Below are 14,970 nucleotides of genomic sequence, written 5' to 3'. Positions count from 1 at the left end.
TCTAAATAGCGAGCTCTTATTCGGAAATATCTTTAAGCCTTAACTGCAAAGAAACATTTCCGTTGTATTCATTTTCGTCTATCGCATACACGGCTTTAAAGACTCTATTCTTTGCTATAATGTCAAGTTTTTTACCTAAACCAAAGCCAATCATATCGAAAACAGGACCTTTCCCTTCCTGTTTTACCTGGCATTTCAAATGACTCTGGTCTGCACCCACACATTTGCCATAACCGGTATCCCGAAGGTTTCTCGTCATAAAAACCGGGGACATATTTCCCGGCCCGCAGGGAGCGAATTGCTTTAATATCCTGTAAAACTTTGGAGAAATATCTTTCAGTTCAATTTCTGCATCTATGGCAATTTCAGGAGTAAGCAGGTTTTTATCAATAGTTTCAGAAACCACTTCTTCAAACTTCAGCTTAAAATTGTCGTATTCCGAAGCCAGTAAAGTGAGTCCGGCCGCGTATTTGTGACCACCAAACTGTTCGATATGTTCTTTACAGGATTCCAGCGCATCATAAACATCAAAACCCTTTACAGAACGTGCTGAAGCAGCCAGTTTTTCGCCACTTTTAGTAAAAACAAGTGTCGGGCGGTAGTAGGTTTCGGTGAGCCTGGAAGCGACAATACCAATGACTCCTTTATGCCAGTTTTCGTCATAAACAACCGTTGTATTGCGATCCTGCTCCTGCGACGCATCAATTTGTGCAAGCGCTTCTTCGGTTATCGTTTTATCGGTATCCCGCCTATCGGTGTTATATTCTTCAATTTCTGAAGCAAATTTTATCGCCGTCTCTTCATCTTCTTCCGTTAGCAAATTCACGGCATGCAGCCCATGCTTCATCCTACCGGCAGCGTTTATGCGTGGCGCCAGGATAAAAACCACATCAGTAATCGTGATTTTATCTTTTTTCAGCTGCTTAAGAATTGCTTTAAAACCTATCCTTGACGCTACATTAATTACATGCAACCCATGATAAGCCAAAATCCGATTTTCTCCCGTAATCGGAACAATGTCCGCGCCAATCGCAGTAGCCACTAAATCCAGGTACGGAAGAAGGTTTTCAAGCTTTATATTCCTCTTTGCTGCGAGCGCCTGTATTAATTTAAAACCCACTCCGCAGCCGCAAAGTTCCTTGTAAGGGTACTCACAATCTTCCCGCTTTGGGTCAAGAACCGCCACAGCAGCCGGAATTTCACTCCCGGGCCGGTGATGATCACAGATGATGAAGTCGATGCCTTTTTCTTTAGCATAAGCCACTTTTTCAACGGCTTTTATTCCGCAATCCAAAGCAATAATAAGGCTGATGTCGTTATCTGCCGCAAAATCAATTCCTTTATAAGAAACCCCATAGCCTTCGTCATAACGATCGGGAATATAAGTTGCGACAAAAGGAGAATATGACCTTAGAAAAGAAGACATTAAAGCGACGCTGGTCGTGCCGTCCACATCATAATCTCCGTACACGAGGATATTTTCTTCGGAAGAAATAGCTTTTTCAATTCGTGCTACTGCGAGATCCATGTCTTTCATTAAATAAGGATCGTGCAGATCACTAAGAGAAGGACGGAAAAATTTTTTTGCCTCTTCAAAAGTCGCAATTCCCCGCTGCACCAAAAGAGAGGCAATAGGTTTCCCCACCCCCAATTCTTCTGACAATTTTATTACAATTTCCTCGTTGGGTTTGGGCTTTAACGTCCAGCGCATTTTCTTCAATTTTTTAGCTGAAGATAATAAAGAATTTGGATTATTCCGGCTGTAAAGCTTCTCCTTTGAATTCAGTTCCGTTCCACCCGGTTTTCATGAAATTCCTGATATTCTGGTGTCCCGTTCCTCCAGGATTTTTTAGCACATCTTGAAAGTAAACTTCTCCAAAACATGCCAGGACAGCTTCTTCAGAAAGATCTTGCAATTTTCCGAAGTAAAAGATTTTACAACTCCCGTTATTTTCACCGGCCTTGTTTTCCAGGTTTCCATTGGCAAAAGAAGTAGGCGTGAAGTTATAGTGCGCATCAATCACTTCCATTGTCTGGGCAAAAGTATTCTGCTCAGGTTTTTCTCTAAGTGTAGTGATAAAATTGTCAATTTTCATACTTTCTGATTTCCTGCGAAGGTGTAAAATAATTTTAAGTTTCTCCCGGCGAGATAAAGAAACCGTACCGGGAAATTTACATCACGAGGCGCAACATTATTTTTTACCTTCCACGATAACCACAAGTTCTCCTTTAGGTGGTTTATTGGTATAATGTTGCAACACTTCAGCAATAGTTCCTCTGATGGTTTCTTCGTGGAGCTTGGTGATTTCACGGGAGACGGATGCCTGGCGTTCCGCACCAAAATATTCAGTAAAGTGGGTAAGGGTTTTTAGGAGTTTATGAGGAGATTCGTAGAAAACCATCGTCCGCGTTTCTTCAGCTAAAAGTTTAAGGCGAGTTTGCCGGCCTTTTTTTACCGGAAGAAAGCCTTCAAAAATAAATTTATCATTCGGAAGTCCGCTGTTTACAAGTGCAGGCACAAAAGCTGTAGCCCCGGGAAGGCAATCTACCTCTACACCAGCCTCTACACAGGCACGCACCAGTAAAAATCCCGGATCTGAAATTGCCGGGGTTCCCGCGTCACTTATAAGCGCTATCGTCTCTCCATTCCTAATCCGCTGTACAACAGTATCTACCGTTTTATGCTCGTTGTGCATGTGGTGGCTATGCATTTGCGTGGAAATTTCAAAATGTTTAAGAAGTTTGCCGCTGTTCCTGGTATCTTCGGCAAGGATAAGATCGGCCTGCTTTAGTACTCTTATTGCACGTAAAGTAATATCTTCAAGATTTCCTATTGGTGTAGGAACCAGGTAAAGCTTAGCCATAAAAAATATTCGCGATTAATTTTCGAATTTGTTTTCGATCTTCTGCAGGAATTGCTGCTCATACTGCTCTTTTCCCTCCCAGTTATTATAATCTGGCTTCACCACCAACTGGATAAATTTATAAGCTTCTTCCAGCGTATGGAAGGTATTTAACTGCGAAAGCACACGGTTATAGTCTGTTGAATTTCCCTCAAAAAGATGTTTTATAAAAGCAAGACGTTCGTTAAGACCAATCGTTATACCCTTTTTTAACCGGTCGTTAAGTGATTTTGGACGCGGTGCTTTTCCGTTTTGATTTACCGGCTCAAATTTTGGCAGACTGTCGTAATCTACCCCAAAATCATGAAAATCTTTTCTGTTAGCTTCAGGTTGCGGATTTGCTCTAGGGTGCGGTTTCGGCTTATTTTCCGGTTTTTGAACAGGCATTTCAGGTTGCGGTTGGGTTTCCAACTTCTTTTCCTCTTTTTGCTGAGTCTTTTCTGCTCTTTCCTTAGGCGCTTCTTGTTGCTGTGGCGGCTTTTCTTCAGTATTTACCCGTGCAAACAAATCCTCAAGCTGCCCGGTTTCCTGCGGCATTTCGGCTACAATATTTTTAATTTTTTCGGTGTTTGGTTCTGTGATCGCTTCAGAATCATTATACTCTGTCCCATCGGGTGCAAAATATGTAGAGCGATCGTCTGTAATTTCTTTTTGCTCCTCCGGAAATTGTTTAGCCGGCTCTTCAGAAGAAATTCCCACCTCAGGTTCTTCAAATGCTGTTTCTGCTAAATGCTTTTCCGTAAAATGCAGAACGCATAATTTTTCGTACAGATTTCTAGCTTCAGCTTTTAATTGCGCAACATCAAGATCCTCTCTATTGTTTACAATCTTATCTGCCAGTTTAAAAAGTTCATCTTCGATCTTCTTTTTCATAATTCTGAGTTTTACCTATTCTAAAAATTACCTTTACCGCCTTTATAACTTTAGCACCTGCCCCTTCTACAAAGCTTGTATTTTTAATAAATTTGTTCCACCTTTATGCGAAACGAGGGTAATTCCCATTTCGATTTGAAAATTACAAAATGTTTCTCGAAAATACAGTAAATCACGAAGAGCAATTTGGTTGGATTGAGGTTATTTGCGGAAGTATGTTTTCGGGTAAAACTGAAGAATTAATCCGCAGGCTCAAACGTGCCACTTTTGCAAAACAGAAAGTTGAAATCTTTAAACCGGCCATAGATATTCGCTATAACGAAGAAATGGTGGTGTCTCACGATTCCAACGAAATTCGTTCTACCCCTGTTCCATCTGCTTCCAACATCAGGATTTTGGCCGATGGTTGCGATGTGGTAGGCATCGACGAGGCCCAGTTTTTTGATGATGAAATTGTGACGGTTTGCAACGACCTTGCAAATCGCGGGGTAAGGGTTATTGTGGCTGGCTTGGATATGGACTTTAAAGGAAATCCTTTTGGCCCTATGCCTAACCTTATGGCTACTGCCGAGTATGTGACCAAAGTACACGCCGTTTGTACAAGAACTGGAAACCTGGCGCAATTCAGCTATAGAAAAGCGATTAATGACGACCTGGTTTTTCTTGGCGAAAACGAAGAATATGAACCGCTGAGCCGTGCTGCATATTATAAGGCGATGCTAAGGGAAAGGGTTAAGAAGCTGAACGTGAACGATGCAGAGGAATTAGATCCTAAACTAAAGCAAAAAAATGCCTAAAGCACAGGAAACAGTACTGGAAATAGATCTTGGAGCCCTGGCTCATAACTATAAAACAATCCTCTCCCAGGTTCCCGAAAATGTGAAATTCATGGCCGTTATAAAGGCTTACGCTTACGGTAATGATTCCATTAATATAGCCCGAAAACTGGAAGAATTGGGTGCCGACTATTTTGCGGTGGCTTATATCCAGGAAGGGGTGCGGCTTAGACAGGCGGGAATTACCACGCCTATCATGATCTTTCATCCGCAGCAGGAAAACTTTGATCAGCTTATTGAAAATTGCCTGGAACCCAGCCTTTACAGTGATCGTCTTCTCACAGATTTTATAGCTACTGCAGAAAAGCTCGGCCAAAAAGATTATCCTGTGCACATTAAATTCAATACAGGAATGAATCGTTTGGGTTTTTCACCAAAAAAGGTGGAAACGGTCTTTGAAAGACTTGCCACGACTTCTGCAATTAAAGTTCATTCGGTTTTTTCCCATTTGGCAGCCAGTGACGATTGGCAGGAACGGGAATTTACCCTTCAGCAGATTAATACTTTCAGGAAAATTGCCGCACGCTTTGTAGAAGAATTCAGTTATGAACCCATTTTACACGTCTGCAATACTTCAGCTATATTTAATTATCCTGAAGCTGCCATGAGCATGGTTCGCTGCGGAATTGGCCTCTATGGCTTCGGAAATGATAAGGAAATCGATAAAAAATTAAAGCCTGTAGGTACGCTGAAGACATTAATCTCCCAAATTCAGCATTTAGAAGAAGGAGAAACCGTGGGCTATAACAGAACGTTTAAAGCTACCAGACCATCCCGGATTGCCACGCTCCCACTTGGCTATGCAGATGGCATTCACAGAAAATACGGAAATGAAAAAACCGGGGTTCTTGTTCATGAACAATTTGCTCCTATTGTAGGAAATATTTGTATGGATATTTTAATGATAGATGTTACAGACATTGACTGCGAAGAGGGTGACCAGGTAGTGATTTTTGGTGAACAGCCACATGCCACTGATTTTGCCGCAGCCGGAAAAACTATTTCCTACGAGCTTATTACAGGTATCTCCCAGCGGGTAACCCGCAGGATTATCCAGGCATAAAAACTAAACTTCCGGATTTATTTTCTATCTTAGATTACTGACAATCAAAAATTTAAATAAGATGGCATTCTTTAAAGATTTTAAAGCCTTTCTCATGAAAGGTGATATTATTGCCCTTGCTACAGCAGTAGTAATGGGAGCAGCATTTAACAAGATTATTGCTTCTGTAGTTGCAGATGTACTAATGCCGATAATTGGCATTTTTACGGGTGGTACAGATTTTTCCCAAAAGTTCTTCGCCCTGGACGGCGAAAGCTACGAGACCCTTGATGCTGCAATAGAGGCTGAAGCTGCAGTTATCACCTATGGAAATCTTTTACAAGCTATAATCTACTTCGTAATCGTGGCATTTTTTATATTTTTACTGCTTCGGGCTTACGAAAGGACAAAAACAACAAAAGAAGCCCCAAAAGTGGCTGCTCCAAAAGGTCCTTCCCAGGAAGAATTACTTGTTGAGATAAGGGACGAGCTGAGAAAACAAAATACTACTCCGTAGGAACAAACTGCTTCGGGACAAGCCCACAGAAGCATTACAGAAAGTTTGGTTCGGGCCAGCTCTGGGACCATTTAAATCTCGATTATCGAGTAAAATACGTGCACCGCTATACTGCACATTCTTGAATAGCAATTAATGTAAACCCCTTGTGAGAGCAAGGGGTCTTTTTTTAACAATTTGTACAAATCAGTATAAAAAACCATATATCAATCAAATTTAGACGGTTAGCATGGTCCAATAAATTTGAGTATAATACATTTGCACCAGAAAAGAAAGACCTCACGAGTTTTGAAACCTGTGAGGTCTCCTAATAAACAAAATTTATAAAATGAAAGTAGCAGTTGTAGGCGCCACAGGAATGGTAGGCCAGGTAATGTTAAAAGTTTTGGCGGAAAGAAATTTCCCGATAGATGAATTGTATCCGGTTGCTTCAGAAAGATCGGTTGGAAAAAAGGTAAACTTCAAGGGTAAGGATTATGAAGTTATTGGCCTTGAAACTGCCGTTGCAAAAAAGCCCGATCTGGCAATTTTTTCTGCCGGAGGAGGAACTTCCCTGGAATGGGCTCCAAAATTTGCTGAAGCAGGAACTACGGTGGTAGATAATTCTTCAGCATGGAGGATGGATGCCACCAAAAAACTGGTAATTCCGGAAATCAACGCCAAAGAACTTACTGCCGAAGATAAAATTATAGCCAATCCCAACTGTTCCACCATTCAGTTATTAATGGCTTTAAAGCCGCTGCACGACAAATACAAGATTAAAAGAGTGGTCGTTTCCACCTATCAATCCATTACCGGGACCGGCGTGAAAGCTGTACAGCAGCTGGAAAACGAATATGCAGGAGAGAAAGGCGAAATGGCATATCCTTACCCAATCCACAAAAATGCACTTCCGCATTGCGATGTTTTTGAGGAAAACGGTTACACCAAGGAAGAAATGAAACTTACCAAGGAAACTAAGAAGATCCTTGGCGACGATTCAGTAAACGTTAGCGCCACTGCAATAAGGATTCCTGTTGTTGGAGGACACAGTGAGGCTGTAAATGTTGAATTTGCATCAGACTTTGATGAAAACGAGATAAGGAAAATCCTTAGCGACTTTCCGGGAATTACCGTTCAGGATAATCCAGATACCAATACCTATCCAATGCCTATTTATGCTGAAGGAAAAGACGATGTTTTTGTAGGCAGGATTAGAAGGGATTATTCTCAGCCAAATACGCTTAATATGTGGGTTGTGGCCGATAACTTAAGAAAAGGAGCTGCCACCAACGCGGTACAAATTGCCGAGTATTTATTAGAAAACAAGCTTATATAAATAGTTTTTTAACCTGTACCTTTAAAAATGCCTGTAGGACTGTAACCTGCAGGTATTTTTTCGTACTAATCATGCATATACAACAATTTTTAACTTTCTATGAAAAAAATAATAACAGGGATTTTTGCTGTTAGCCTTTTGGCCGGTTGCAACGATTCCAAAACTGAAAAAGAAACTGCTTTGAATTACCCTGAGACTAAGAAAGTCGATACTGTTACCAACTACTTTGGAACCGAAGTAAAAGATCCATACCGTTGGCTGGAAGACGATCGCAGCGAAGAAACTGAAGATTGGGTAGAAGCTCAAAACGAAGTAACCTTCGATTATTTAAAGAATATTCCATTTAGAAAAGAGCTGGAAAACCGACTTTCTAAACTATGGAATTATGAAAAAATAGGCGCGCCTTTTAAAGAAGGAGATTACATTTATTTCTTTAAGAACGACGGATTGCAGGACCAGTACGTGGTGTATCGCAAGCAATCTGAAGATGCAGCACCCGAAGTTTTTCTCGATCCGAATAAATTCAGCGAAGATGGCACAACTTCCCTTAGCGGCTTAAGTTTTTCTGAAAATGGTAAAATGGCGGCCTACAGTATTTCTGAAGGAGGAAGCGACTGGAGAAAAATTATCATTATGAATGCCGAAAGCACAGAAATTGCTGAAGATAGCATCAGAGATGTAAAATTTAGCGGAGTTTCATGGAAAGGTGATGAAGGTTTCTATTATTCCAGCTACGAAAAGCCTGAAGGAAGTGAACTATCAGCAAAAACAGATCAACACAGGCTTTTTTATCACAAATTAGGCACAAAACAGAGTGAAGACAAGCTGATTTTCGGCGGAAGTGAAGATGAGAAGCATCGCTATGTGGGTGGAAGCGTAAGTGAGGATAATCGCTACTTGTTTATTTCAGCAAGAAATGCGACTTCCGGAGGAAAACTTTTTATGATGGACCTTTCCCAGGATGAGCCTCAGATTATGACAATTATCGGCAATGAGGATACCGATACGTACGTGATAGATAACGAGGGCAGCAAGCTTTTCCTGGTCACCAACCTGGATGCTCCCAATCGCAGGATTGTTACGGTAGACGCTGCCAATCCGCAGCCGGAAAACTGGGAAGATTTTATTCCGGAGACAGAAAACGTGTTGAGCCCTTCCACTGCCGGCGGATATTTCTTTGCTGAATACATGGAAGACGCAATTTCCAAAGTAAAGCAATATGATTACCAAGGAAATCTTGTGCGGGATGTGGAATTACCAGGAATTGGTTCTGCAGGTGGATTTGGCGCCAAAAAAGAAGAAGATGTGCTTTACTACAGCTTCACAAACTATGTGACGCCGGGAACCATCTACAAATATCAGATTGAAGAAGGAACTTCGGAAGTTTACAACAAACCTAAAATCGACTTCAATACTGATAATTACGAAAGTAAGCAGGTGTTTTTTACTTCAAAAGACGGCACCAGAGTTCCTATGATCATCACGCACAAAAAAGGACTGGAGCTCGATGGCAAAAATCCTACTATTCTTTATGGGTACGGTGGATTCAACATTAGTCTTACACCATCTTTTAGCACGGCCAATGCCGTTTGGATGGAACAAGGCGGGATTTATGCAGTTCCAAACCTTCGCGGAGGTGGAGAATACGGTAAAGAATGGCACGATGCCGGGATTAAAATGAAGAAACAGAACGTTTTTGACGATTTTATCGCTGCCGCAGAATATCTTATTGAAGAAAATTACACCTCCAGTGATTATTTAGCAATCAGAGGTGGTTCTAACGGAGGTTTGCTGGTTGGCGCCACAATGACTCAACGCCCAGATTTAATGCAGGTGGCTTTACCTGCTGTGGGCGTGATGGATATGTTGCGTTACCATACTTTTACTGCCGGCGCAGGATGGGCTTACGATTATGGTACTGCAGAAGACAGCAAGGAAATGTTTGAATATCTGTACAATTATTCCCCGGTCCATAATTTGGAAGAAGGCACAGAGTATCCTGCAACACTTATAACTACAGGAGATCACGACGATCGTGTAGTACCCGCGCATTCATTCAAATTTGCTGCCGAATTACAGGATAAACAGGCAGGAAATAATCCTGCGTTGATCCGTATTGAAACCAAAGCCGGCCACGGAGCAGGAAAACCGACTAAAATGATTATTGAAGAATATGCCGATATTTTTGGTTTTACGCTATACCATATGGGCTACGAGGTTTTGCCAAACAAGGTGGAAGAGAAAGTAAAAGGATAAATTATTTTTAATTTAAGTCCAAACCTCACAGTTTTAAAAACCTGTGAGGTTTTTCATTATAAAACTCTTATTTTTAACTGTCTTGCACCGATTTCAATTCCCCATCTTTAAGCAAATAACCTTTTTCAGCTTTGTATAAAATTTCTTCGTCATCATCTGAATAAGCTTCCAAAATCTTATAATCTCCGTTTATTTCCGCATCAAGTCGCCTTAATTTTTCTTCATCATTGCAGGTCTTTCCTATTATTTTATAATCTTCATTTTCATATTTTGTTACAGTTCCAACAACTTTTAAGGGCAAAAGCTTTTCGAGATATTTGGTATAAACTTCAAAGCCGCCGGTAACGAGATAAACCTTTATCCCGGCCTTGTCTTTTTCAATAATATCGGCTACCATATCCTCCCTAAAATGTTCAGGAAATTCTACATTCCAGAATTGTTCTGCATATTTCCTGACCTGTTCCGGCGGAATTTTATTAAGGTAATCGTAAAAATTCTCCTTAAAATAAGTCTTACTCATAATCCGCAGCTTTCCAATAACCATGAGCAGGCCAATCTGAAAAAGGTGCACCAGCTTATAACCCTTTTTATAGCAAATAAATTTGAAGAATTCATCTTTTGATGATTTTTTGTATAAGGTCTGGTTAAGGTCGTAAACTATAATTTCCTGCATCTTTCTGATAAAAGTTGATTAGCTTTATCCAGAGAAAGATACTAAGATTCGTCTTCCTGACCTTAACTTTATCATTTTCTAAACAAGAGTTTAATCTGTTATGCTAAAACTTAAGAATGTAACCTTTGGATACGCCGAAGAACCGGTACTAAATAATATAAATTTTGAAGTTAAGCAGGGAGAAAATGTTTCGGTGATTGGTGAAAGCGGATGTGGAAAAAGTACGCTGTTACAAATAATTTACGGCCTTTATGATGTGCAGGGAGAAATCCTTTGGGACGGGGAGCAAATTTTCGGACCTGCCTTTAATTTAGTGCCCGGCCATGCATTTATGAAGTACCTTGCCCAGGATTTTGACCTGATGCCCCCACTAACAGTTGCCGAAAATGTTGGGAAATATCTCAGCAACATGTACCCGGTAAAAAAGAAACGGAGAATTAATGAACTTTTGGAAGTCGTGGAAATGACCGAATTAAAGGATATAAAAGCAAAAAATCTTAGCGGGGGGCAACAGCAAAGAGTAGCGCTGGCACGTGCTTTAGCAAAGAAGCCGGAACTTATTTTACTGGACGAACCTTTTAGCCATATCGATCAGTTCAGGAAGAATAATTTGCGGCGCAAGTTATTCGATTACCTGAAAAAGGAAAATATCAGCTGTATTGTAGCCACACACGACAGTACCGATGCACTTTCTTTTGCTGATAAAACTATTGTTCTTAAAAATCAGAAGATTTATGCGGAAGCGAGTCCGCAGGAATTATATGAAAATCCGCCGAATGTTTATGTAGCCTCTCTTTTTGGAGATGTAAATGAAGTTTTGCTGAAGAGTATAAAACCTTCAGAAAAGAGCAGAAAAAAGATCATTTTATATCCTGAAGAAATCAAATTCAGCTCAAAATCTGAAATAAAGGCAAAGGTAAAAAATGCCCATTTTCATGGTAATAACTGGCTCATCGAAGCCGATCTAAACGGGCAACATATATTCTTTATGCATTCTTCAGCATTAAAACCTGGAAGAATCGTGGGGCTTAAAATTTCGAAGAAGCTTATAGCATCCCGTTGCTAAGTTATAGTTGAAAATTTTAAACCTCACAGGTTTTATCCTAACAATCGATAGTTTTAAAAAAAAATTATTCCACAGAAACAATCTGGTTTGTTTTCCCGTTAAAGCTAAAATCCTCTCCTGCCTTTTTATCCTGAAGAATTTGTGCTATTGGCGAATTAGCGCCAATCGCGAAATATTTCTCATCGTTAATATCTATTTGTCCCGCGGGAATAGCCACTATATAATTTGCCATGTTGGTTCTTATAAGGCTTCCCAACTGAATTTGTCCTGAACTCTGCCTCTTCTTTGCCTTTTCCAGGGTTTCTCTAAGCATCTTAAATTGCTGTAATTGATTAGAAAGTTTATTCCACTCGATATTAATCATTTCCCTGCCGGTTTCGTACTTATCTCCTGCGCTGCTCTTGGATTCATTTTCAAGATCACTTTCCAGATCTTTCATTGCAGAAGAAATACTGTTAATCCTTTCCTGAACGTAGTTCCCGCAAGCTTCAAATAATTGCTGTTTTATTTTATTCATTTATGTGTTTCTTATAATTAAGAAGGTGATTTAAACGTGACAGGTTTTAAAAACCTGTCACGTTTGAAAAATCCAACACCTTACCAAATCTAATATTTTCCGGAGGAAACCAGACCTCGCCTATGAGGTTTACAAATCTTAGATAATCTCACTCAAGATTTAATCTCCCCAAATTGTTCATTTGCCTTACAATCCAGCTTTTACGTTGCTGAATATAATTGCTGGCAGGATTGGCTGAATATTGCCTTGGGTTAGGGAGGATGGCAGCAATGGCCGCTGCTTCGTATTGAGATAATCCAGTAGCAGATTTATTGAACCATGCCTGTGCGGCAGCCTCGGCTCCGTAAATGCTTTTTCCCATTTCTATACTATTCAAATAAACCTCCAGAATACGCTCTTTACTCCAGAAAATTTCGATTAAAAAAGTGAAATACACTTCAAAACCTTTACGTAACCAGCTACGCTGCGGCCATAAAAATACATTTTTGGCCGTTTGCTGAGATATGGTGCTTGCCCCGCGCACCCGCTTTCCCTTTTTATTATTTTCTATAGCCTTTTCTATAGCTTCCATGTCAAATCCATTATGAGTTGGGAAATTCTGGTCTTCACTTGCAATCACCGCCAGTTGCAAATTTTGGGAAATTTCTTCCATTTCTACCCAATCATGACGAATATCCTCCTGCGGATTTTCGAAATACCTGATTGCCATTAATGGCGTAAATGGGACGGGCACCCACTTATAGAGAATTACCATAAATATGGAAAACAGGAATAGTATTCCGATGAGTTTCAGAATAAATCTGAAGATTTTTTTTATCATTTAAAGTGTGCTTTAGAAAAAGGCAGATCGCGCTTTGTTGTGGAATGAAATTACAAAACTTTCTAAGTTGAATTAAGAGAACTTAAGGACAATATACCGAAAATTGGCAATTATAGACCTTTTTTGAAGTATGAAAAGAGAGGTACGAGGGACGAGGGACGAATTTTTCTCTTCTCATTTTCTCCTTAAGATAAGGCTGAAAAAAGGCAATTATAGACCACCGAAGATACGCAGAGTTCGTTTTTACCCTTCCGTCTTCATCAGCTCCATGCTGATGAAGCCACCTTCCCTTAAAAAAAGGGAAGGAGCTTTTATAAATTTGAATAGCATAGGGAAAACGGCAAAAATTAACCTTTTTTAAGTACGAAGTGAGAGGGACGAGGGACGAAATTTTTTTCTTCTCTCATTTTCTCCTTAAGACAAGGCTAAAAAATGACAATTATAGACCACTGAAGATAAACAGAGCCTTTTAGCCTTCCGTCTTCATCAGCTTTCGTGCTGAACATGAGTTATTTTCTTTACTTCCAGCATGGTTTCATTAACTTAATGTTCCACTCCTTTTTAAGGAGGGGTGCCCGATAGGGCGGCGTGGTTGCGTTAGGGATAGGAGTGGTTAGCTCCCGCTACACTTTTTTGTGGAGCGGGACTAAAAACGGATAGCCCGACCCCGTTTTTCACGGGGTAACGCCCAAAAACAATAAACCCGGAAAAAAATTCCGGGTTTTGTTGATAATTGTGATTTCCTACTCTTCTTCTATGGGTTTCATCTTAAAAGACTCCATGAACTTCGTAGTATAATTTCCTTCTATATAATCTGGCTCGTCCATGAGTTGCCTGTGAAAAGGAATAGTAGTTTTCACTCCTTCTATCACAAACTCGTCCAGAGCGCGTTTCATTTTATTTATAGCCTCTTCCCGGGTTTGGGCAGTGGTAATAAGCTTGGCGATCATGGAATCGTAGTTTGGCGGAATGATATAGCCACTGTAAACGTGGGTATCTATCCTTACGCCATGGCCACCGGGCGCATGCATATTGGTGATTTTTCCCGGAGACGGACGGAAGCCGTGATAGGGGTCTTCTGCGTTAATCCTGCATTCTATGGAATGCAACTGCGGGAAATAATTTTTGCCTGAAATTGGCACGCCGGAAGCTACCAGGATTTGCTCACGAATAAGGTCGTAATCGATCACCTGCTCTGTAATTGGATGCTCCACCTGGATACGCGTGTTCATTTCCATAAAGTAGAAATTACGGTGTTTATCCACCAGAAATTCTACTGTGCCCGCGCCTTCGTACTTAATATATTCGGCTGCTTTTACAGCTGCTTCGCCCATTTTTTTTCTGAGCTTATCTGTCATGAATGGCGAAGGAGTTTCCTCTGTGAGCTTTTGATGTCGTCTCTGTACAGAACAATCCCTTTCGGAAAGGTGACAGGCTTTCCCGCTGCTATCTCCAACAACCTGAATTTCGATATGTCGCGGCTCTTCAATGAGTTTTTCCATGTACATCCCGTCATTTCCAAAAGAGGCATCGGCCTCTTTACGGGCAGATTCCCAGGCTGCCTCAAGATCTTCGGGTTTCCAGACCGCACGCATTCCTTTACCACCTCCACCGGCAGTTGCTTTTAGCATCACGGGATAACCGGTTTCCTGAGCAAGTTTTTTACACTCCTTAAAGTCTTTTATAATTCCCTCAGAACCTGGAATACAGGGCACGCCAGCAGCTTTCATAGTAGCTTTTGCGGTAGCCTTGTCCCCCATTTTCGAAATCATTTCTGCCGAAGCACCAATGAACTTGATCTCATGCTCCTCGCAAATCTTAGAGAATTTGGCGTTTTCGGATAAAAATCCATAACCTGGATGGATTGCGTCTGCATTGGTTATCTCTGCAGCGGCAATAATATTTGAAATCTTTAAATAAGATAAATTACTTGGGGGAGGGCCAATACATACGGCTTCATCTGCAAACCTTACATGGAGACTTTCGGCATCGGCAGTAGAATACACGGCCACGGTCTTTATCCCCATTTCTTTGCACGTACGGATAATTCGCAGGGCAATTTCTCCTCTATTGGCAATCAATATTTTTTTAAACATACCTATTGTTTTTTTCTTCTGAAGAAGATTTTTCTTCAGATAAATGGGCAGTA

The 14,970-nt window shown here is 40.7% G+C and carries 14 protein-coding genes; 6 read left to right on the top strand and 8 right to left on the bottom strand.

Features of this window, described 5'->3' with window-relative positions:
* Positions 1–16 precede the first annotated feature (16 nt).
* The 4 genes from recJ to RM529_RS00840 all read right to left on the bottom strand — a co-directional run bounded on the left by recJ (position 17) and on the right by RM529_RS00840 (position 3,776).
* Positions 17–1,711 carry a single-stranded-DNA-specific exonuclease RecJ gene (gene recJ, locus RM529_RS00855; protein WP_311482853.1) on the bottom strand — a complete coding sequence of 565 codons (1,695 nt, stop codon included), beginning with the start codon at positions 1,709–1,711 and terminating at the stop codon, positions 17–19.
* Between the two features lie 40 nt (positions 1,712–1,751).
* Positions 1,752–2,096 (bottom strand): HopJ type III effector protein, encoded by a 345-nt coding sequence (locus RM529_RS00850; RefSeq protein ID WP_311482852.1) that lies wholly within the window; start codon positions 2,094–2,096, stop codon positions 1,752–1,754.
* A gap of 96 nt (positions 2,097–2,192) precedes the next feature.
* Positions 2,193–2,864 (bottom strand): 16S rRNA (cytidine(1402)-2'-O)-methyltransferase, encoded by a 672-nt coding sequence (gene rsmI / locus RM529_RS00845; RefSeq protein ID WP_311482851.1) that lies wholly within the window; start codon positions 2,862–2,864, stop codon positions 2,193–2,195.
* A gap of 15 nt (positions 2,865–2,879) precedes the next feature.
* Positions 2,880–3,776, bottom strand: a complete 897-nt coding sequence (locus tag RM529_RS00840; protein WP_311482850.1) for a DUF8457 domain-containing protein — start codon at positions 3,774–3,776, stop codon at positions 2,880–2,882.
* 149 nt (positions 3,777–3,925) lie between these two features.
* Between RM529_RS00840 and RM529_RS00835 the strand changes: the two genes are divergently transcribed.
* The 5 genes from RM529_RS00835 to RM529_RS00815 all read left to right on the top strand — a co-directional run bounded on the left by RM529_RS00835 (position 3,926) and on the right by RM529_RS00815 (position 9,745).
* Complete coding sequence (locus tag RM529_RS00835; protein ID WP_311482849.1) at positions 3,926–4,573, top strand: thymidine kinase; 648 nt, start codon at positions 3,926–3,928, stop codon at positions 4,571–4,573.
* Positions 4,566–5,675, top strand: coding sequence for an alanine racemase (alr, locus tag RM529_RS00830; protein ID WP_311482848.1), 1,110 nt, complete (start codon positions 4,566–4,568; stop codon positions 5,673–5,675). Before RM529_RS00835 ends, alr begins: the two co-directional genes overlap by 8 nt.
* A gap of 61 nt (positions 5,676–5,736) precedes the next feature.
* On the top strand, positions 5,737–6,171 hold the full coding sequence (gene mscL / locus RM529_RS00825; protein WP_311482847.1) for a large conductance mechanosensitive channel protein MscL: 435 nt from the start codon (positions 5,737–5,739) through the stop codon (positions 6,169–6,171).
* Between the two features lie 328 nt (positions 6,172–6,499).
* Positions 6,500–7,489 (top strand): aspartate-semialdehyde dehydrogenase, encoded by a 990-nt coding sequence (locus RM529_RS00820; RefSeq protein WP_311482846.1) that lies wholly within the window; start codon positions 6,500–6,502, stop codon positions 7,487–7,489.
* 99 nt (positions 7,490–7,588) lie between these two features.
* Entirely contained in the window at positions 7,589–9,745 is a 2,157-nt protein-coding gene (locus tag RM529_RS00815; RefSeq protein ID WP_311482845.1) for a prolyl oligopeptidase family serine peptidase, read from the top strand.
* Positions 9,746–9,818: 73 nt separating this feature from the next.
* On the opposite strand, the gene RM529_RS00810 is transcribed toward RM529_RS00815, so the two are convergent.
* On the bottom strand, positions 9,819–10,418 hold the full coding sequence (locus tag RM529_RS00810; RefSeq protein ID WP_311482844.1) for an HAD family hydrolase: 600 nt from the start codon (positions 10,416–10,418) through the stop codon (positions 9,819–9,821).
* Between the two features lie 100 nt (positions 10,419–10,518).
* On the opposite strand from RM529_RS00810, the gene RM529_RS00805 reads away from it, so the two are divergent.
* On the top strand, positions 10,519–11,484 hold the full coding sequence (locus tag RM529_RS00805) for an ABC transporter ATP-binding protein (RefSeq protein ID WP_311482843.1): 966 nt from the start codon (positions 10,519–10,521) through the stop codon (positions 11,482–11,484).
* 64 nt (positions 11,485–11,548) lie between these two features.
* On the opposite strand, the gene RM529_RS00800 is transcribed toward RM529_RS00805, so the two are convergent.
* The 3 genes from RM529_RS00800 to accC form a co-directional block, all read right to left on the bottom strand.
* A complete protein-coding gene (locus RM529_RS00800; protein ID WP_311482842.1) occupies positions 11,549–12,001 on the bottom strand; it encodes a transcription elongation factor in 453 nt (150 codons plus the stop codon).
* A gap of 148 nt (positions 12,002–12,149) precedes the next feature.
* Positions 12,150–12,821 carry a monofunctional biosynthetic peptidoglycan transglycosylase gene (gene mtgA / locus RM529_RS00795; RefSeq protein WP_311482841.1) on the bottom strand — a complete coding sequence of 224 codons (672 nt, stop codon included), beginning with the start codon at positions 12,819–12,821 and terminating at the stop codon, positions 12,150–12,152.
* A 743-nt stretch (positions 12,822–13,564) separates the two neighbouring features.
* Positions 13,565–14,917 carry an acetyl-CoA carboxylase biotin carboxylase subunit gene (gene accC, locus RM529_RS00790; protein ID WP_311482840.1) on the bottom strand — a complete coding sequence of 451 codons (1,353 nt, stop codon included), beginning with the start codon at positions 14,915–14,917 and terminating at the stop codon, positions 13,565–13,567.
* Positions 14,918–14,970 lie beyond the last annotated feature (53 nt).

Source organism: Autumnicola edwardsiae (assembly GCF_031846505.1).
GTDB classification, from domain to species: Bacteria; Bacteroidota; Bacteroidia; order Flavobacteriales; family Flavobacteriaceae; genus Autumnicola; species Autumnicola edwardsiae.
The sequence above is the reverse complement of the archived record's forward strand: the minus strand, read 5'-3'. Positions and strand labels throughout refer to the sequence as shown.

Coding starts and splice junctions, on each gene's coding strand:
- recJ (WP_311482853.1), bottom strand. CDS start 1,711: ATGCGCTGGACGTTAAAGCCCAAACCCAACGAGGAAATTGTAATAAAA.
- RM529_RS00850 (WP_311482852.1), bottom strand. CDS start 2,096: ATGAAAATTGACAATTTTATCACTACACTTAGAGAAAAACCTGAGCAG.
- rsmI (WP_311482851.1), bottom strand. CDS start 2,864: ATGGCTAAGCTTTACCTGGTTCCTACACCAATAGGAAATCTTGAAGAT.
- RM529_RS00840 (WP_311482850.1), bottom strand. CDS start 3,776: ATGAAAAAGAAGATCGAAGATGAACTTTTTAAACTGGCAGATAAGATT.
- RM529_RS00835 (WP_311482849.1), top strand. CDS start 3,926: ATGTTTCTCGAAAATACAGTAAATCACGAAGAGCAATTTGGTTGGATT.
- alr (WP_311482848.1), top strand. CDS start 4,566: ATGCCTAAAGCACAGGAAACAGTACTGGAAATAGATCTTGGAGCCCTG.
- mscL (WP_311482847.1), top strand. CDS start 5,737: ATGGCATTCTTTAAAGATTTTAAAGCCTTTCTCATGAAAGGTGATATT.
- RM529_RS00820 (WP_311482846.1), top strand. CDS start 6,500: ATGAAAGTAGCAGTTGTAGGCGCCACAGGAATGGTAGGCCAGGTAATG.
- RM529_RS00815 (WP_311482845.1), top strand. CDS start 7,589: ATGAAAAAAATAATAACAGGGATTTTTGCTGTTAGCCTTTTGGCCGGT.
- RM529_RS00810 (WP_311482844.1), bottom strand. CDS start 10,418: ATGCAGGAAATTATAGTTTACGACCTTAACCAGACCTTATACAAAAAA.
- RM529_RS00805 (WP_311482843.1), top strand. CDS start 10,519: ATGCTAAAACTTAAGAATGTAACCTTTGGATACGCCGAAGAACCGGTA.
- RM529_RS00800 (WP_311482842.1), bottom strand. CDS start 12,001: ATGAATAAAATAAAACAGCAATTATTTGAAGCTTGCGGGAACTACGTT.
- mtgA (WP_311482841.1), bottom strand. CDS start 12,821: ATGATAAAAAAAATCTTCAGATTTATTCTGAAACTCATCGGAATACTA.
- accC (WP_311482840.1), bottom strand. CDS start 14,917: ATGTTTAAAAAAATATTGATTGCCAATAGAGGAGAAATTGCCCTGCGA.